General features: G+C 60.0%; 18 protein-coding genes, 1 tRNA gene and 1 pseudogene. 9 read left to right on the top strand and 11 right to left on the bottom strand.

All coding sequences use genetic code 11. The features are described 5' to 3' along the window. Positions 1-423: 423 nt before the first annotated feature. From ACRXB1_RS12300 to ACRXB1_RS12285, 4 genes and pseudogenes are all read right to left on the bottom strand, one after another. Positions 424-1224: pseudogene (locus ACRXB1_RS12300) on the bottom strand (methyl-accepting chemotaxis protein); the annotation flags it as partial. Then, positions 1193-1324 carry a hypothetical protein gene (locus ACRXB1_RS12295; RefSeq protein WP_449492159.1) on the bottom strand — a complete coding sequence of 44 codons (132 nt, stop codon included), beginning with the start codon at positions 1322-1324 and terminating at the stop codon, positions 1193-1195. The gene ACRXB1_RS12295 and the pseudogene ACRXB1_RS12300, both read right to left, overlap by 32 nt. A 98-nt stretch (positions 1325-1422) precedes the next feature. Next, positions 1423-1854 (bottom strand): DNA polymerase III subunit chi, encoded by a 432-nt coding sequence (locus ACRXB1_RS12290; protein ID WP_061998764.1) that lies wholly within the window; start codon positions 1852-1854, stop codon positions 1423-1425. Between the two features lie 49 nt (positions 1855-1903). Continuing rightward, the gene (locus tag ACRXB1_RS12285) at positions 1904-3412 is read right to left on the bottom strand and encodes a leucyl aminopeptidase (RefSeq protein ID WP_086381875.1); all 1509 of its coding nucleotides are present in this window, start codon (positions 3410-3412) and stop codon (positions 1904-1906) included. 222 nt (positions 3413-3634) lie between these two features. Between ACRXB1_RS12285 and lptF the strand changes: the two genes are divergently transcribed. From lptF to ACRXB1_RS12260, 5 genes are all read left to right on the top strand, one after another. After that, entirely contained in the window at positions 3635-4732 is a 1098-nt protein-coding gene (gene lptF, locus ACRXB1_RS12280; protein WP_061998762.1) for an LPS export ABC transporter permease LptF, read from the top strand. 3 nt (positions 4733-4735) lie between these two features. Then, a complete protein-coding gene (lptG, locus tag ACRXB1_RS12275; protein ID WP_061998761.1) occupies positions 4736-5884 on the top strand; it encodes an LPS export ABC transporter permease LptG in 1149 nt (382 codons plus the stop codon). 40 nt (positions 5885-5924) lie between these two features. After that, positions 5925-6293 carry a CbiX/SirB N-terminal domain-containing protein gene (locus ACRXB1_RS12270; RefSeq protein WP_174362237.1) on the top strand — a complete coding sequence of 123 codons (369 nt, stop codon included), beginning with the start codon at positions 5925-5927 and terminating at the stop codon, positions 6291-6293. Positions 6294-6478: 185 nt separating this feature from the next. Continuing rightward, positions 6479-6820, top strand: a complete 342-nt coding sequence (locus ACRXB1_RS12265) for a helix-turn-helix domain-containing protein (protein WP_061998759.1) — start codon at positions 6479-6481, stop codon at positions 6818-6820. Beyond that, a complete protein-coding gene (locus tag ACRXB1_RS12260; protein ID WP_449492158.1) occupies positions 6810-8114 on the top strand; it encodes a type II toxin-antitoxin system HipA family toxin in 1305 nt (434 codons plus the stop codon). Before ACRXB1_RS12265 ends, ACRXB1_RS12260 begins: the two co-directional genes overlap by 11 nt. Before the next feature lie 59 nt (positions 8115-8173). Here ACRXB1_RS12260 and cobA read toward each other — a convergent pair whose 3' ends face one another. The 6 genes from cobA to ACRXB1_RS12230 all read right to left on the bottom strand — a co-directional run bounded on the left by cobA (position 8174) and on the right by ACRXB1_RS12230 (position 14281). Continuing rightward, positions 8174-8929 carry a uroporphyrinogen-III C-methyltransferase gene (gene cobA / locus ACRXB1_RS12255; protein WP_061998757.1) on the bottom strand — a complete coding sequence of 252 codons (756 nt, stop codon included), beginning with the start codon at positions 8927-8929 and terminating at the stop codon, positions 8174-8176. 9 nt (positions 8930-8938) lie between these two features. Beyond that, on the bottom strand, positions 8939-10264 hold the full coding sequence (locus ACRXB1_RS12250; RefSeq protein WP_449492160.1) for a sulfate adenylyltransferase subunit 1: 1326 nt from the start codon (positions 10262-10264) through the stop codon (positions 8939-8941). Positions 10265-10294: 30 nt separating this feature from the next. Further along, complete coding sequence (cysD, locus tag ACRXB1_RS12245; protein ID WP_062000733.1) at positions 10295-11257, bottom strand: sulfate adenylyltransferase subunit CysD; 963 nt, start codon at positions 11255-11257, stop codon at positions 10295-10297. Between the two features lie 67 nt (positions 11258-11324). Beyond that, on the bottom strand, positions 11325-12056 hold the full coding sequence (locus tag ACRXB1_RS12240; RefSeq protein ID WP_061998755.1) for a phosphoadenylyl-sulfate reductase: 732 nt from the start codon (positions 12054-12056) through the stop codon (positions 11325-11327). Continuing rightward, positions 12053-12589 (bottom strand): DUF934 domain-containing protein, encoded by a 537-nt coding sequence (locus ACRXB1_RS12235; RefSeq protein ID WP_449492157.1) that lies wholly within the window; start codon positions 12587-12589, stop codon positions 12053-12055. The genes ACRXB1_RS12240 and ACRXB1_RS12235 overlap by 4 nt, the downstream gene beginning before the upstream one ends. A gap of 12 nt (positions 12590-12601) precedes the next feature. Next, a complete protein-coding gene (locus ACRXB1_RS12230; protein WP_062169451.1) occupies positions 12602-14281 on the bottom strand; it encodes a nitrite/sulfite reductase in 1680 nt (559 codons plus the stop codon). Positions 14282-14502: 221 nt separating this feature from the next. On the opposite strand from ACRXB1_RS12230, the gene ACRXB1_RS12225 reads away from it, so the two are divergent. From ACRXB1_RS12225 to ACRXB1_RS12210, 4 genes are all read left to right on the top strand, one after another. Then, entirely contained in the window at positions 14503-15444 is a 942-nt protein-coding gene (locus ACRXB1_RS12225; protein WP_061998752.1) for a CysB family HTH-type transcriptional regulator, read from the top strand. 40 nt (positions 15445-15484) lie between these two features. After that, a complete protein-coding gene (locus tag ACRXB1_RS12220; protein WP_449492156.1) occupies positions 15485-16645 on the top strand; it encodes an ABC transporter substrate-binding protein in 1161 nt (386 codons plus the stop codon). A gap of 122 nt (positions 16646-16767) precedes the next feature. Further along, positions 16768-16852, top strand: a tRNA-Leu gene (locus ACRXB1_RS12215). Between the two features lie 189 nt (positions 16853-17041). Next, positions 17042-17335 carry a hypothetical protein gene (locus ACRXB1_RS12210; protein WP_174362243.1) on the top strand — a complete coding sequence of 98 codons (294 nt, stop codon included), beginning with the start codon at positions 17042-17044 and terminating at the stop codon, positions 17333-17335. 266 nt (positions 17336-17601) lie between these two features. Here the strand turns inward: ACRXB1_RS12210 and ACRXB1_RS12205 are convergent. Next, a partial coding sequence (locus tag ACRXB1_RS12205; RefSeq protein ID WP_449492155.1) for a zinc-binding dehydrogenase occupies positions 17602-18074 on the bottom strand: 473 nt, incomplete at its 5' end.

The following is an 18074-nucleotide window of genomic DNA, read 5'->3' as shown; positions in this document are numbered from 1 at the left end:
TGCGAGCGTGCGCCGACTTTCCACGCGCCGATCCGGGCGCCTGTCAGCGACAGGACTTCATGCTGGATGGCGTAAGCCGCGTTGGCGTCGGCGGGAATATCTGCCGACTCGAGGTCCTCGATCAGCGTTCGCTGCCGGCGGGCCTGCACGAGTTGCGCGGCGAGAGTGGATTCGGTCATGGCATGTCCTGAAATAGTTATCGGATGCAGCGCACAGTGTACGGGGAAGTTGGCAACGGCCGCGAATCGGATGCGCGCCCTTCGAATACTGCTGTGAAACCCGCTGTGATACCCGCTGTGATACCCATTCCACACGATCGTTTAATACATCGCCCGGAGATACGCGCGAACGTTTTCCTGAGGCCAAACGAAAACGCGCCGCGAAAACTCGCGGCGCGTTGAAAGCCCAGCGTTCAACTCGATATCAGAACGTTTCCCAGTCGCCGCCCGCCGTCGCCAGCGGTCGCGCGGCAGCCGCTACAGGCTTGGCCGGAGCAACGCCTTTGGCCTTGAGCGCAACGGCAGGCCGGAACTTCGCCGCGCCCGGTGACGACACGGTACGAGGAGCCGTCCGAGCCGCGCCTACGACCGCTGATCCGTCGTCGTTGAGATGGAACACAGCCACGGCTTCGCGCAGTTTCCCGGCCTGGTCCTCCAGTGACTGTGCGGCCGCGGCCGCTTCTTCCACGAGCGCCGCATTCTGCTGCGTCACTTCGTCCATTTGCGTGACGGCGCGCGCAACCTGCTCGATCCCGCTGCTCTGCTCCTCCGACGCTGCTGCAATCTCGCCCATGATGTCGGTTACGCGCTGCACGGCGCCGATGATCTCGGCCATGGTGCGGCCGGCTTCATCGACCAGTGAGGTGCCCGACTGGACGCGTTCGACAGAGGTATCGATAAGACCCTTGATCTCCTTCGCCGCCGCCGATGACCGTTGCGCGAGGCTGCGCACCTCGCCTGCCACGACCGCAAAACCGCGTCCTTCTTCGCCTGCGCGCGCCGCTTCGACCGCCGCGTTGAGCGCGAGAATATTCGTCTGGAAGGCGATTCCTTCGATGATCGTGATGATGTCTGCGATCTTGGCGGAACTCTGGTTGATGTCGCCCATCGTGCCGACGACTTGTGCGACCACGCGGCTGCCCTTGTTCGCAATTTCCGATGCGTTGGCCGCAAGGGAGCTGGCCTGGCGAGCGTTATCGGCGTTCTGTTTCACCGTGCCGGTCACGCTCGGCGCGTCCGGGCACGATGACATCGGTGAGAACAGGGATGGAGGAATCGAAGTTATCGGGTGATTCGGCCGTATCGGGCGCGGTGGTGATGGGCACGAGTGGACTCCGTCTTGATGGCAGGCACGCCTTTAGGATAACGGCCGGCGTTTTCGGGGATCATACCCTGTACGCGGCGGCGCGCCATCCCGGAGGTTTCACGCTCCGGCGCCCTGTTTGTAGTTGTTGAGCACATACCCGCGATCGCGATAGAACCGGTAGCGCTCCCGCCCCGCCACGAGTTCATGCTCGTCGTTGCCGACCACTTCCAGCAGCCGTTCGAAACGCGCGAATTGGGGCGGCACGGCGGCGCCGAGGTTCAGCAGGATCTGATGCTGCTGGTTCTCCAGCACCGTATCGAGCGACGCCGCCAGCAACACCGGCGTGTCTGCCGCAAGTGCGCTGTCCGCCATGCAATGCGGCACGAATTCGAGCGGCTTGAACGTCCACAATTGTTCGTCGAAACGTTTCAGCCGCTCGGGTTCGGCCAGCACGATCAACGGCTGGCCGCTCATGTACGCCTTGCGTGCGAGGCGGCAGGCGTACGCAATCGAATCGCCCACATTCGAATGAAAGTCGATCCGCGTCATGCCCGCGCCTCCCTGCCGGCGCCCGTAATGCTCGATACGCGCAAACTCATTACCCCGCGCGATCCACGAGGAATTGCGTGAGCAACGGCACCGGACGGCCGGTTGCGCCCTTCGCAGCGCCGCTCTTCCACGCCGTACCCGCGATATCGAGGTGAGCCCAGGGATAGTTCTGCGCAAAGCGCGAGAGGAAACACGCGGCCGTAATCGCGCCGCCCGGCCGGCCGCCGATATTTGCAAGATCGGCGAAATTCGACTTCAGCAAGTCCTGATATTCGTCGTCGAGCGGCATGCGCCAGGTCGGATCGATCGCTTCCTTCGATGCATCCAGCAGTTCGCCCGCGAGCGCGTCGTCCTTCGAGAACAGACCCGTGTTGTGATGGCCGAGCGCGACCACGCACGCGCCGGTCAGCGTGGCGATATCGATCACGGCGGCCGGCTTGAAGCGTTCCACGTAGGTCAGCGCGTCGCACAGGATCAGGCGGCCTTCGGCGTCGGTGTTCAGCACTTCGATGGTCGTGCCCGACATGGACGTCACGATGTCGCCCGGCTTCACTGCGTTGCCGGCAGGCATGTTCTCGCAGGTCGGAACCACGCCGATCACGTTGAGCTTCAGTCCCATTTCCGCGATGGCGCGCATGGTGCCGAACACGGAACCGGCGCCGAGCATGTCGTACTTCATCTCGTCCATGCTGTCGCCCGGCTTGATGGAAATGCCGCCGGTATCGAACGTGATGCCCTTGCCGACGAGCACGACCGGCGCAGCCTTCGCACCCGCGCCCTGATGATGCATCACGATAAACGCAGGCGGTTCGATCGAGCCTTTCGCCACCGACAGGAACGAGCCCATGCCGAGCGCTTCGATCTGCTTCTGGCCGAGCACTTCGACCTTCAGCTTGAATTCCTTACCAAGTTTTTTCGCGGTATGGCCGAGATACGTCGGCGTGCAGACGTTCGGCGGCAAGTTGCCGAGGTCCCGCGTCAGGTCCATGCCGTTGGCGAGCGCCGTGGCGTGCTTGACCGCGAGCTTCGCGGCTTTTTCGTCGGTTGCGTCGATGCTGAACACAACCTTTTTCAACGCACGATCGCCGTTTTCCGGCTTGCTCTTCATCTGCGTGAACTTGTAGGTCAGCTCGCGCAGCGCGAGGATGGCGCAGCGCACACCCCAGTCGCCGGTGCGCTCGGGCACGGGCAATTGGGCAAGGGTGAATGCAACATTTGCAATCTTCGTGGCGAGCAATGCGCGCCACGCGGCGCGTGCCGCTTCCGCATAAGCCTTCTGGTTGAAACCGTCCTGCTTGCCGAGACCCACCAGCAAAATACGCGATGCGCCCAGACCCGTCACTTCGGTCAGCATCAGCGTGGAACCTGCCTTGCCGCTCATGTCGCCGGCTTTCACCGTGCGCGTGAGCAGACCCTTGGTCGCCAAATCAATCTCGCGGGCTGCGCCCGTCAACGTCTGCGCTTCGAACACGCCGAGCACTACTACATCGGCTTTTCCGTTAAGGAAACCATTTGCCGAGCCTTTGCTCCAATCACAGGCTTTTATGCTAAAGTCCATCGCGCTTATCCTCGGATAAAATCTTGGCTGAAGGATGAAAGCCGCAATTATCCGCTATTTTTTCCGAGGCGGTCACAGGTAGCGATGCCCGGATCGAATGTCTGCCCTCATGACTTCGTCCAGTTTGCACGTTTGTCATCGCATGGCGGCCAGATGCGGCCGCCAAGATGGGCCCGCATATCGTCCAACCGTCAGTCGCCGCCGGCTTCAAGCTATCAATCAATGATCTTCCAACGCTCCCTTCAGCGTGAACTCGCGTACACCGCCGGTGCCGTATTCATGGTGCTGCTGACCATCATGCTGACCACCATGATGATCCGCATCGTCGGCTTCGCGGCGTCAGGCCAGGTCGATCCGCGCGACGTCGTCGTGCTGATCGGACTCACCGTGATCGGTTATCTGGCCGTGATGCTGATCGTCACGCTGTTCGTCTCCATTCTTTTTGTGCTCACGCGCTGGTATCGCGATTCGGAAATGGTCGTGTGGCTTGCGTCCGGCGTGAGCCAGACCGCACTGATCAGGCCCGTCGCCGTATTTTCCACGCCGATCATCATCCTGATCATCTTCTTTGCATTCATCGGCTGGCCCTGGTCGAACCAGCAGAGCAAACTCATCAAGGCACGTTTTCAGCAGCGCGATGAAGTGTCGCTGCTCGCCCCCGGCCAGTTCCGCGAATCGCCGACGAGTCACCGCGTGTTTTTCATCGAGAAGATGTCGCCGGACCAGGGGCACGTGCAAAACGTGTTCGTGACCAGCACGGAAGGCGGCAAGGTGAACGTGGTGGTATCGAAGAATGGTCATACCGAAACGCATGCGAACGGTGACCGTTTCGTCGTGCTGGAAAACGGCCGCCGATACGACGGCATTCCCGGCCAGCCGAATTTCCGGATCATGGAATTCGAGCGATACGGCGTGAAGATCCAGAGCCAGCAGTTCGTGAATACGCCGTCGACCACGGGCATGTACACGAACGAACTGCTTGCCGACCCAAGCCGCACGAATCTTGCTGAAATCGCCTGGCGCGCCGGGTTGCCGCTCATCGCGCTCAACCTCATGCTGCTTGCCATCCCGCTTTCGTACCAGAATCCGCGACGCAGCCGAACCATCAATCTCGTCATGGCCGTGCTGATCTACCTGACTTATTCGAACCTGCTGAACGTTGTGCAGTCATGGATCGAGCAGGGACGCGTTTCATTTGTCGTCGGGCTGCTCGGGCTGCACATACTGGTTTCGGTGCTGGTGGCGTTCATCTTCTGGATGCGCATTCGCAATCGGCCGCTGTTCCGGCTGTCGAGCCTCACGCGTTCGAAGGGGGCCTGACGCATGCGCATTTATGAACGGTACTTCGCGCGTCAGATTTATCTCGCGTTCATTTTCATTCTGTTTGCATTCTCCGGCCTGTTCTTCTTTTTCGATCTGATCAATGAGCTGAATACGGTCGGGCACGGCAACTACAAATTCGGTCTGGCGGTGCTTCGGGTCGCGCTGCAAACGCCGTCGCGTTTTTACGAAATCATCCCCGTCGCCGCGTTGATCAGCGCCATCTACGTGTTCGCGCAAATGGCTGCGGCGTCGGAATTCACCATTTTCCGTGTGTCGGGATTGTCGACCGGCAAGGCGTTGCGTTCGCTGATGAAAATCGGCATTCCGATGGTCCTGCTCACTTATGTTATCGGCGAAGTGGTGGGCCCCTACTCCGATCAGCTTTCGGAAAAGGTCCGGCTGGAGGCGCTGGGGTCGTCGGTATCGATGAACTTCGAATCCGGCGTCTGGGTGAAGGACACGCTGACCGCACGCGCCGACGGTGAGCAGGTCACGCGTTTCGTGAACGTCGGCACCCTCAATCCTGACACGACCATTGCGGACGTGCGGATCTATGAGTTCGATTCATTGTTGCGCCTGACCAATGTGCGCATTGCAAAAAGCGGCGTATTCCAGCCGCCGGGGCATTGGAAGCTCACGGGCGTGACGGACACGCAACTCGTCGATGCACCGCCGCAAACGGTGAATCCCGGCGACGCGCTGAATCCGGTTTATCGTGCGCAGCAGACAACGTTGCCCGAGTATTCGTTGCGCTCCGAACTGACGCCGCAGATTCTCTCAGTGCTGCTGGTTTCGCCCGACCGGATGTCGATGTTCAACCTGTTTCGATACATCCAGCATCTGACGGAAAATCATCAGGATTCGCAGCGGTATCAGATCGCGTTCTGGCGCAAGATCTTGTATCCGCTCGCGGTGCTGGTGATGCTGGTGCTGTCGCTGCCGTTCGCGTACCTGCACACGCGTGCTGGCGTAGTCGGCGTGAAGGTGTTTGGCGGCATCATGATCGGCATGAGTTTCCAGTTGATCAACACGCTGTTTTCGCACATCGGCACGTTGAATACCTGGCCCGCGCCCGTCACGGCCGCGGCGCCTGCACTGGCCTATCTGATAGTCGGATTGATCGGCCTGCGCTGGGTCGATCGGCACTAGAGACACCAGGCACTCGGTTTCGCCCTCTGTGGAGCATGCAATGAGCAAGCACGGCATGATTTTGTTTGGTCACGGCGCACGTGATCCGCGTTGGGCCGAGCCCTTCGAACGCCTCGCGACAAAGCTGCGCGCCCAGCGCAGCGATCCGGTTTCCCTTGCGTTCCTCGAATTGATGACGCCGGATTTGCCCATGGCGATCGAAAAGCTTGGGTCGGACGGGTGTGATGTCGTTACCGTCGTGCCCGTGTTTTTTGGCCAGGGCGGCCATATCCGGCGGGATCTTCCTGAGTTGCTGGATCGATGCCGCGCAATGTTTCCATCGGTCGAGATCAAGTGCGCGGTGGCGGTCGGGGAAGATGAAGCGGTGCTGGACGCAGTTGCGCAGTATTGCCTGCGCCAGATCGGATAAGCTCGGCAGATTCAAGCGCTTCGAGCCTCGCGCACCCTATTGAAACAGCAAAAACAGTCATATCTGACCAATTAAACCAGTTTATTGGTCAGATATGACTATTTTTTTCGCTCAACAAGATTGATGTCGCGTCGAATTTGTCTATACTGACTAATTAAGTGGGTTTATATGTCAGATAAGACAAAATGAAACGCAACAACAAGGACTTCATCTCTCCTGAACTGGACCAGCGGGCGACCTCGTTCGGCCGCGCGGTTGCCGCCGCGCGCATCGCGCGCAACATGACGCGGCAAGACTTTTCCGAGCGGGCCAACATGAGCCCGAGCACCTTGGCACGCATTGAAAGCGGCGACGTCTCCGTGAGTTTCGCATCCTGGCTTCAGGCATTCGACCGTGCAGGCCTTCTCGGTACGCTCGAGCCGCTTGCCAATCCCCAGAACGACCGGATAGGCGAAGCACGCCGCCAGATAGAGTCCCGTGTGCGCCCACGCAAGAGCGCAGCGAAGACGGACGACTATGATTTTTAATACCTCGACGTGGAGCAAATACGTCTTCATTACGCTGGAAGGGTCGTCGGAGGCCGTACCTGCCGGCAAGCTCGAACTCCTCGAGGAAGGAATCAGACCGACTGCATCGACTTTCGTCTATGGAAACAAGTATCTGCAACGCGCGAACGCTACGGCCGTAGACCCGGTCAGCACGCCGTTGAGCGAGGCAAAAAAAACAAAAGAAGTGGTGTTTCAACCACCAGCGGGACTGGCGTTATTTGGCGCGATTCGCGACGCGGCGCCGGACTCCTGGGGCCGGCGGGTTATCGAGAATATGCTGCGGGCAGCGCCCGATGGTCTGCCCGAGACCGACTATCTCGCTCATGCCGGTCCGCACCGCACGGGCGCGCTCGATTTCAGGGACTCGCCGACCTCACCTGCGGAGCCGGGCAAATTGCCGGATGCAAAAGCGCTGACCTATCTACTCGATGCCGCCGCGATGATTCAGGAAGGCAAGCCGGTTCCGAAGAAACTGCAATTGCTCTTTAGCGTAGGCGCGACGTTTGGTGGTGCGCGTCCCAAGGCCGTCTTGCTCGACGATAACCGCCAGTGGGTCGCAAAATTCCCGGTTGCCCGCGACGGTTTCAACGTGCCGCTGGTAGAACGCGCAACGCTAGAGCTTGCCCGTCAGTGCGGCATGCGGGTGCCGGCGACCCGGTCCGTTCACCTTCCCGACGGACGCGATGTCATGTTGATCGAGCGGTTCGACCGCGTGCCGTTGCCGGAGGGAAGCTTTGGCAAACGGCACGTCGTCAGTGCTCTAACCATGCTCAAGATGCACGAAAGCGATACTGCCTCTGCCAGCTACACGGATCTGTCGGATACGCTGAGCGAGCGCGGCGCGGTTGGTTTTGTCGCGGCTGACAAGCTCGAACTGTTCAAACGCATGGTGTTCAACATCCTCGTGACGAACGACGACGATCATCTTCGTAATCATGCGTTTGTGTGGGACGGTGCGAACAAGGGTTGGCGCCTGAGCGAGCTTTACGATGTAGTCCCGAAGCCGCAGGTCGGCTCCGAACGTTTCCTGGTGCTAGGCGTCGGTCCGGCAATGGGCCGCCTGGCGACGCTCGATAATGCTCTCTCCGCTGCGGGGCGGTTCGGGCTTCTCAAACACGCTGCAGCGGAAATCATCCAGCATCTGTCGAGCGTAGTACGCGAGTGGCGAACCTACTTCGAGGCGTTCGATGTCCCCAAGTCCGAGTGCGACAAGATCGCCTCAGCGTTTCGCAAACCGCAGAGCATAGGGCTGCGCGAAGTCGAGAAGGTTTAGCGCAATAAAAAAGTCCCCTGCCGGTCATCGACCGGCAGGGGACTTTCAATCGAAAGACATCAAGCCGCCGCTTGCAAGGCCGCTTTCACCTGACCGGTTTCTGCCAGCGCGCGCTCCGCGAACGCCTCACCGATCATCAGCAAACTCGGCTGCGATGCATCGAGCCAATCCTGTGCATCACCACGTGCCATTTCACCCAGCGTCAGCGTCAACGAACGCTCGCGCTCGGTACTGCAGGCCTCGACGATAGCAACCGGCGTCGATCCCGCCCGTCCTGCATCGATCAATTGCTGCGCAATCTCCGGCGCGCTGTCGCGGCCCATGTAGAACACGAGAGAATCGGCGCTGGCCTGCTCGCGGATCTCGTCGCTGTCCGGCGCGCGGCTATAGGTCGCCAACGCCACGCTCCGCGATACCCCGCGCAACGTGAGCGAGCGCTTCAGCGTCGCAGCGCTCGCCAGCGCGGCCGTGATCCCCGGCACCACTTCATATTCGATACCCGCGGCTTCGAGTGCGCGCATTTCTTCATCGGCGCGACCGAAAAGCATGGGGTCGCCTCCCTTCAAACGCACGACGATGTCATGCTCGCGCGCGGCATCGACGATCTGCTTGTTGATGAAATGCTGCGCCGTCGAACGCTGTCCGCAACGCTTGCCGACGGCGATCCGATGCGCGTCGGGCGCGTAGTCGAGCATGGCGGGCTCGATCAGCGCATCGTGCAGAACCACTTGTGCCTGGCTCAGCAGCCGGGCGCCGCGAACCGTGATCAGGTCTGCAGCACCAGGCCCCGCGCCGATCAGATAAACCTTACCCATAGTCATTGCTCAGGCTGAGAACGAGCGAATCATCCCGGCCGCAACCGTGTGATGCGTCGCTTCATCGATAAGAACGAACGCGCCGGTGCCCTGATGCGTATCGTAGGCATCGCAGACGATCGGCTTTTGCAGCGTCAGCGCCACGCGGCCGATGTCGTTCATGTTCAGATCACGACGATCAACCGAATGCAACAGCGTATGCACGTCCAGCACTTCCTTGATCACACCGATCCGCGCGAACACTGTGTTCGTGGTCTGCTTGAGCAAGTACTTGCGTTGCGGTGAAAGCGGTTCTTCGTCGAACCAGCAAAGGTCGGCATCGAGCTTTTTCGCCGGCTCCACCTTCACGCCGGTCGCGTTGCGCGGCACGAACGTATCGCCGCGCGAGACATCGATATCTTCGGCAAGGCGGATGGTCACCGTCTGGCCCGCGAACGCGCGATCTACTTGCCCGACACCGCCCGGCACCGGCGCAATGATCTCGGCCACCGTGGCATCCCGGTTGGCGGGCAGAACGGTGATGGAATCGCCGAGCTTCACTTCGCCCGACTCCACGCGTCCCATGTAGCCGCGGAAATCGTCGGCCTTGTTGCCGTCCTGACGCGCGACCCATTGCACCGGAAAGCGCAGCGCCTGCTCGACAGGCTGCGCTACCGGCAATGCTTCGAGCAGATCGAGCAGCGGTTCGCCCGCGTACCACGGCATGCGTTCGCTGGCGGTCACGATGTTGTCGCCCTTCAACGCCGATACCGGCACGAAGCGCACATTGCTGATATTGAGCCGGCGCGCGAGCTCGACATAAGCATCGCGGATCTCGTTGAAACGCGACTCGCTGAAGTCGATCAGGTCCATCTTGTTGATCGCGACGATCACGTGCTGCAGCCCGAGCAACTTGACGATCGCGCTATGACGCACGGTCTGCGGCAGCAATTGCGCAACGCCGTCCTTGAACGTGACGCGCGTGGCGTCCACGAGAATGATCGCGGCATGCGCCGTGGATGCGCCCGTCACCATGTTGCGCGTGTACTGCTCGTGTCCGGGGGTATCGGCGATGATGAACTTGCGCTTCGCCGTCGCGAAATAGCGGTATGCCACGTCGATGGTGATGCCCTGCTCGCGCTCGGCTTCGAGGCCGTCGGTCAGCAGCGACAGGTCGATTTCATCGCCGACGGTGCGCTTGTTCTTCGCGCGCGACAACGCCGACAACTGATCCGACAACACCGCCTTGCTGTCGAACAGCAAGCGGCCGATCAGCGTGCTCTTGCCGTCGTCCACACTGCCTGCGGTGATGAAGCGCAACACGCCGAGGTCTTCGGGTTGATGAATGCTCATGATGTTTCCCTGTTCCTTGTGCCAGCGTGAGGCTTAGAAATAACCTTGTTTCTTGCGCGTTTCCATGGCCGCCTCGGACGCTTGGTCGTCCATGCGCGTGGCGCCGCGTTCCGTGATTTCCGTCACGGCCGTTTCCGCGATGATCTTCTCGACGTCGTCAGCGTCGCTTGCAACCGGGCACGTGCAACTGATGTCGCCAACGGTACGGAAACGCACTTGCGCCACCTCCGATACTTCCCCTTCCTGCAGCGGCGTGAGCGGCGTCAGTGGCACGAGCAGGCCGTTGCGTCGGATGATCTCGCGATCATGCGCGTAATAGATCGACGGCAACTCAAGCTTCTCGCGTCCGATGTATTGCCAGATATCCAGTTCGGTCCAGTTCGAGATAGGGAACACGCGCAAGTGCTCGCCGTTATGCAAACGCGCGTTATAGATGCTCCACAATTCCGGGCGCTGCGCTTTCGGGTCCCACTGGCCGAACTCATCGCGGAAAGAGAAGATGCGTTCTTTCGCACGGGCCTTTTCTTCATCCCGACGCGCGCCGCCGATCAGCGCCGTATAACCATGTTCTTCGATGGTCTCGAGCAATGTCACCGCTTGCGCCGCGTTACGCGAGTCCGTTTCGCGACGCAGGCGCACGGTGCCTTTCTTGATCGAATCCTCGACGTGACCGACCACCAGTTCAGCGCCAATTTCAGCGGCGCGGCGATCGCGGAAGTCGATGACCTCATTGAAGTTGTGGCCCGTGTCGATATGAACCAGCGGAAACGGCAGCACGGTCTTGCGGCCCGCGCCCAGGCCAAACGCCTTCAACGCGAGATGCAGCACGACGACCGAATCCTTGCCGCCCGAGAACAGCAGCGCGGGCTTGCTGCATTCGGCGACGAGTTCGCGCAGGATATGAATCGACTCAGCTTCGAGCCAGTCCAGATGGTCCATCCGCGTCCCGCGATTGGCGATGGGCGCGTTGACTGTTGAATCGAGCGTGCTGCTCATATGCGTCGTTCCTCGGTTACTTTGCACGGCACCAGGTGGAGGCGCCGTGCGTCAATATCAAATACGTTCAGAGCGCCGAACTGGGCGCGACGCTCCGGTCTTCCACGATCTTGATGTTCGTGACGTGCAAGCCGCATTCCTTCGTATCCCGCGACTCCCACCACCAGCGGCCGGCCCGGCTGTCTTCGCCCGGACGGATTGCGCGTGTGCATGGCTCGCAGCCAATGCTCGGATAACCACGCGCATGCAGCGGGTTCACGGGGACATCGAAGGCTTTCAGATAATCCCAGACTTCTGCCTCGGTCCAGTCCGCAAGCGGATTGAACTTGGCGATACTGCGCGGTGCATCGTGTTCTTCTTCGTGCAGTTCCACGCGTGTCACCGACTGCTCGCGGCGCTGTCCCGTGACCCATGCGCTCACGTTGCTCAGCGCACGATTGAGCGGCTCGACCTTGCGAATGCCGCAACAGCTTTTGCGTAGATCGACGCTTTCATAGAAGGCGTTCAGACCGTGGTCGCGAACGTATTCTTCGACCGCTTCCGGCTGCGGGTGAAACTGTTCGATGTCGTAGCCATAGCGCTCTTTCACGCGATCGAGCATGCCGAGCGTTTCAGCATGCAAACGACCGGTGTTGAGCGAGAAAATGCCGATCTTCACCCCACGCGAAAGAATCGCGTGTGTGAGCAACATGTCTTCGGCGGCAAGGCTGCTGGCTAGTTTGACGTTCGCATGGCGTTGCGCGATGGAATCGAGCAACGCGTCCAGGCGTTCGACTTTGGCTTGCAGTTCGACATTCATGCAGCGGCCCCGGCAGCTTTTTCACGGCGGCGGAACAGCGGGTTCGGATCGTCGACCGCGCCTTGATACGGGATGCTCAGTTCACTGAACGCGTTCAACGCGTCGTAAATGTCCTTGTCGGCGCGAACGGCGAACGCGTCGAAACCGCAGCGTTCATGGAAGCGCAACTGGTCGCGCAGCACGTCGCCGATGGCGCGCAACTCGCCCTTCCAGTGATAACGCTCGCGCAGCAAACGGCCGATGCTGAAACCGCGGCCATCGCTGAACTTCGGAAAGTCCACCGCGATCAGCGCGATCTTGTCGAAGTCTTCGACCAGTTCGGCGGGTTCGTCGTCGGGAGCAAGCCAGACGCCGATCGGCTCTTTCTTGTGCGCCGAACCTAGCGATGCCTTGTGCGCTTTCCACCACGTGAACGGCACGATCACCTTGCCGGGCAGCAACGCATCGACAGCAGGCAGCGTACCGTCTTCACCTGCACGCACCACGTGCCAAGTGTCTTCAACCACTTCGCGATTCTTGATAATCGAAGCCATGTGCTTTATTCCTCAGACGTGCGCCGGCTGGCGCGATGCGTACACGCGTTCCTTGAACGGCGCAATGCCGATACGGCCGTACGTCTCGATGAAACGCTCGCCCTCGATGCGATTCTCAACGAAGGTATCGATGACTTGCGACACCACGTCGGGCATCTCTTCCGCCGAGAACGACGGGCCGATCACGCGGCCCAGATGCGCGCCCGTTGCGCCCGAGCTCTGCTCGCCGCCAAGCGTCACTTGATACCACTCCGAGCCGTCCTTATCGACGCCAAGAACACCGATGTTGCCAATGTGATGATGACCGCACGCATTGATGCAACCGGAGATGTTCAGCGTCAGATCGCCCAGGTCATATACGTAGTCGAGATCGCTGAAGCGTTCCTGAATGGCTTGTGCAATCGGGATCGACTTCGCGTTGGCGAGCGAGCAGAAATCGCCGCCCGGGCACGCGATGATATCGGTCAGCAAACCAATATTCGATGTCGCAAACCCCAGGGCCTTCGCGCGTTCCCACACCGCATGCAAGTCGCGCTTCTTCACGTTCGCCAGGATCAGGTTCTGCTCGTGCGAGACACGAATTTCACCGAATGAATATTCATCGGCGAGATCGGCGACGGCTTCCATCTGCACGTCCGTTGCATCGCCGGGAGCAATGCCCGTGGGCTTCAGCGACAACGTCACCGACGCATACCCCGCCACCTTGTGCGGCCGCACGTTACGTTCGATCCAGCGCGCGAACGGCTTGCTGTCGATCAGATGCTTTTCATACGATGCATCCGTGTCCGGCAGCTTTTCATATGCGGGCGGAGCGAAGAATTGCGATACCCGGTCAAGCTCTTCTTGCGTGAGCGTGGAAGGACCGTCCTTCAAGTGGGCCCATTCTTCCTCCACTTGCTGCGCGAATTTAGCGGGGCTCAGCGCCTTCACGAGGATCTTGATACGCGCCTTATACATATTGTCGCGACGGCCGTAGCGGTTATACACACGCAATACGGCTTCGCAATACGTCAGGAGATGCTGCCACGGCAGATCTTCCTTGATCACCGCGCCGACGATCGGCGTGCGTCCCAGACCGCCGCCCGCCAGGATGCTCGCGACGACTTCACCGGCCTCGTTCTTCTTCAGATACACGCCCAGATCGTGCACTTGCACGGCCGCGCGATCTTCCACCGAACCATTCACCGCAATCTTGAACTTACGCGGCAGCCACGCGAACTCCGGGTGGAAAGTCGACCATTGACGGAGAATTTCTGCCCACGGACGCGGATCGACGATTTCATCGGGCGCCACGCCGGCGAACTGATCGGCCGTGATATTGCGGATGCAGTTACCCGACGTTTGAATGCCGTGCATTTGCACCGACGCCAGCTTGCGCAGGATCTCGGGCGTTTCTTCGAGCTGGATCCAGTTGAACTGGATGTTGGTGCGCGTCGAAAAGTGGCCGTAATTGCGGTCGTGCTCACGCGCGATGGTGCCGAGCATGCGCATCTGGTCGCTGCGCAGATTGCCGTAAGGAATCGCGATGCGGTGCATATACGCATGGCGCTGCATGTAGAGACCGTTCTGCAGGCGCAGCGGACGAAATTCCTCTTCGCTCAACTCGCCGGACAAACGTCGGCGCACCTGGTCGCTGTATTGAGCGACGCGTTCGTCGACGATTTTCTGGTCGATCTGATCGTATTGATACATTCGGGGGGCCCCAGTTTTTAGTAGTTCCGTCAGTACGGCGTCCTAGCCACGCCGCACATCGATATCAGTAGAGTCATGCGCCGCAATGCCGTTCGGACATTGCCCTCATTTGCTTATGACAAATACAGATATCGATATTGGAAAAATTGTCTCGATGGTAATAAACTTCCTATATATTGCAAACGACTGATAAATTACTTTGATATGCGGATGGGTTATATATGAATCTGCACCAGTTTCGCTTCGTGCGCGAAGCCGTCCGGCAGAACTACAACCTGACCGAAGCTGCTAAAGCGCTGTTTACGTCGCAGCCGGGGGTATCGAAGGCAATCATCGAGCTCGAGGATGAACTCGGAGTCGAAATCTTCACACGTCATGGCAAACGGGTACGTTCGCTGACGGAGCCAGGGCGAATTATCCTGGCATCGGTGGAAAAAATCTTGCAGGAAGTCGAGAGCCTCAAACGGGTCGGTAAGGATTACGCCGCGCAGGACCAGGGCAACCTCGTAATTGCCGCCACGCACACCCAGGCGCGCTATTCGTTGCCGACCGCCATCGCCGAGTTCAAGAAGCGTTTTCCCAAGGTCCACCTTTCGATCTTGCAAGGAAGCCCGACGCAAGTTGCCGAAATGGTCATCCACGATCAGGCGGACATCGCGATCGCGACCGAGGCAATCGCCAACTATAAGGAACTGGTCTCGTTGCCGTGTTTCCAGTGGCATCACGTGGCCGTGGTACAGCCCGATCATCCACTGCTCGAGCGCAAGCTGTTGACGCTCGACGACCTGGCGCAATACCCGATCATCACGTACGACAATGCGTTCGCTGGCCGCTCGAAGATCAATCAGGCGTTCGCGCTGCGCCACCTGACGCCGGACATCGTGCTGGAAGCAATCGATGCCGACGTGATCAAGACGTACGTGGAACTCGGATTGGGCGTGGGCATTCTCGCGGACATCGCCTTCAACCCGGAACGCGACAAACATCTTCGCGCGATGCCTGTTGGCCATCTGTTCGGCACCAACGTCACGCGGCTCGCGTTGAAACAAGGTGCGTATCTGCGCAGTTATGTATACACGCTCGTTGAACTGCTTTCGCCTTCCATGAACCGCAAGCTCATAGAACAGGCGCTTTCGGGCGAGCACGAAAGCTACGAGCTTTGATCGAATTTTCCTAACCACACCTCTTCGCGGAGACCATCCAATGAAGTTGTCGAAGTTCATGCGGCCGACGCTCGTGTTCAGCGCGGTCGCTTTTTTTAGCGCAGCGGCCAGCGCGCAGTTGAAGGTTGGCATCGACTTGTCGAGTACGGGGCCAGCGGCCGCTATCGGCATCACGAGCAAGAACGCAATGCTGATGTGGCCGAAGACCATCGCGGGTCAGCAGGCCGAATACATCATCCTCGATGACGGATCGGACCCGGGCGCCGCCGTGCGCAATATCCGCAAGCTGATTACCGAAGACAAGGTCGATGTCATCGTCGGACCGAACATCACGCCGGCAGCGCTCGCGGCGCTCGATCCGGTCGCGGAATACCAGACGCCGATGATCACGCTGATCGGATCGGCATCGGTGGTCGAGCCGCAGGAAGGCAAGAAAGTGTGGGCGTTCAAGATGGCCCAGACCGACCGCGCGATGGCCGACGTGATGACCCGCACGATGGTCAATCGCAACGTGAAGACGGTGGGTTTCATTGGTTTCGCCGATAGTTACGGCGATAGCTGGCTCAACGAGTTTTCCAAGTTCGCCGAGCTGCGGCATATCAAGGTGGTCGCGAGCGAGCGTTTCAATCGCACCGATGCCAGCGTGACCGGCCAGATTCTCAAGCTGATGGCAGCGAAGCCGGACGCAGTGCTGATTGCGGGCGCGGGTACGCCGACCGTATTGCCCGAGCGCACGCTGGTCGAGCGCGGCTACAAGGGCGCGATCTACCAGACGCACGGCATTGCGACGCCGGAATTCATCAAGCTCGGCGGCAAGGACGTGGAAGGCACGCTCTTCCCGACACAACCGGTCGTGGTCGCGCGGACGTTGCCAGCGGATCATCCATCGAAGAAAGCGGCGCTCGTTTTCGTCGATGCTTACGAGGCCAGGTACGGCAAAGGCACGGTGACCCAGTTTGCCGGCGATGCAGCTGGTGTCTATCCGCGCTTGCAGGATGCAGTTGGGCGCGCGTTGAAGGCCGGGCAACCTGGAACGCCGGCGTTTCGCGTTGCGTTGCGCGCGGAACTGGAACACGCGCATGAGCTGGTCGTGCCGAACGGCGTGGTCAGCACAAGCATCACGGATCACGTCGGGCTGGACCAGCGGGCGAGCGTGATGGGCATCATCAAAAACGGCCAATTCACGTATTTGAGCCAGTGAACTGCGTTATCCGGGGCAGACGTTCAGAGGCTTGCCGCCGCAAACGAATTTAGGCATAATCGCTGACTTGCCGGTTGGCGTCGGATTTACTCCGGGTCTGCTGGCAAGTTCAAATGCTGTTTGCCCGGGTGGTGAAATTGGTAGACGCAGGGGACTCAAAATCCCCCGCCGCAAGGCGTGCCGGTTCGATTCCGGCCCCGGGCACCACGCAAATATCTGAAGTCCTTATCTGAGTCCACACGCAAAAGCCTGTCTTCGCTGCGGCCCATGTTCGTTCCCACACGAATACGAACCGGCGTTCTCAAGTTTCCCCAAAATTTGCCGTAAAGTCTTCCATGGTCTCGGGAAATGCATTGCTTTCCGGGCGTACAAGGCAACGCAAGCGATGAGAGCGACATGGCAGACCCAGCGCGAAGACTCTATGTACAGATGGCGACGGTCAACGCGCTAATGGTGCTGGCCACGCTCGTCCTCACCGGCTTCACCCTGAGCGCGTGGTACTTCCTGCCCGGTATCCAGTACATTGGCCTGACCATCGTTGCATGGGCAATGCGCTTTGCGGTCTTTTCCGTGATTCGCCGCTACTTCGCGCGACGCAACTGGCAAAGCCTGATCGCCGAGTGCGGCGGCGACGAACAACGCGCCTACGCCATGCTGCTGCAAGACATGGGCTACGGGCGGATCAACTAAGCTGGGCCGACACACCCCGCCTTTGAGCATGCGCGCCGAGCATCGCGGCCTTCGCCACGATCACCACCATCGACAGCGCCGCGAAAATCCACAGCCGCGCAGAACAGGGACGACGCCTCATAGGAAAACTTGTCGGCGACGCGGATTGTCGCGGGTATGGCGAGCACAAGACCAAACGATGTCCCACGAACGCCAGCGACACCGCGTGTGCAGAGAACAAATCAGCGCAATGTACGGCATTGCGCTGGCGGGTTTTATCGCGTGGGTCATGGTTTGGCGACCTGCACCACGACCTTGCCGAACGGACCACGCTTCAGATGTTCGAACGCTTGTGGCACTTCTGAAAACGGATACACCGCATCGATAACCGGCTTGATCTCGTGCCGGTCGATCATGCGCACCACGTCTTCCAGTACGCGGCGCGGCCCGACCGCGATTCCCACCACCGATGCCCTGCTGCCAAGCAACTGCAGGATAGGCAGCGTGAGCTGATCCGATTCCAGCAATCCGATAACCGAGATCCGGCCGCCCGTCGCCACGGCCTGAAGCGAACGCGCGAGGTTATCGCCGCCGGCCATCTCGAGGATGTGTTCCGCGCCACGGCCATGAGTCAGCTTGGGGACTTCGTGCTGCCAATCGGGCGTCTTGTGGCGGTTGATGCCGTGCGTTGCGCCGAGTTCGAGCGCGCGGGCGATTTTCTCGTCGCTGCTGCTGGTGATGATCACCGTCGCGCCGTTCA

Source organism: Caballeronia sp. M23-90, from assembly GCF_053574605.1.
The sequence above is the reverse complement of the archived record's forward strand: the minus strand, read 5'-3'. Positions and strand labels throughout refer to the sequence as shown.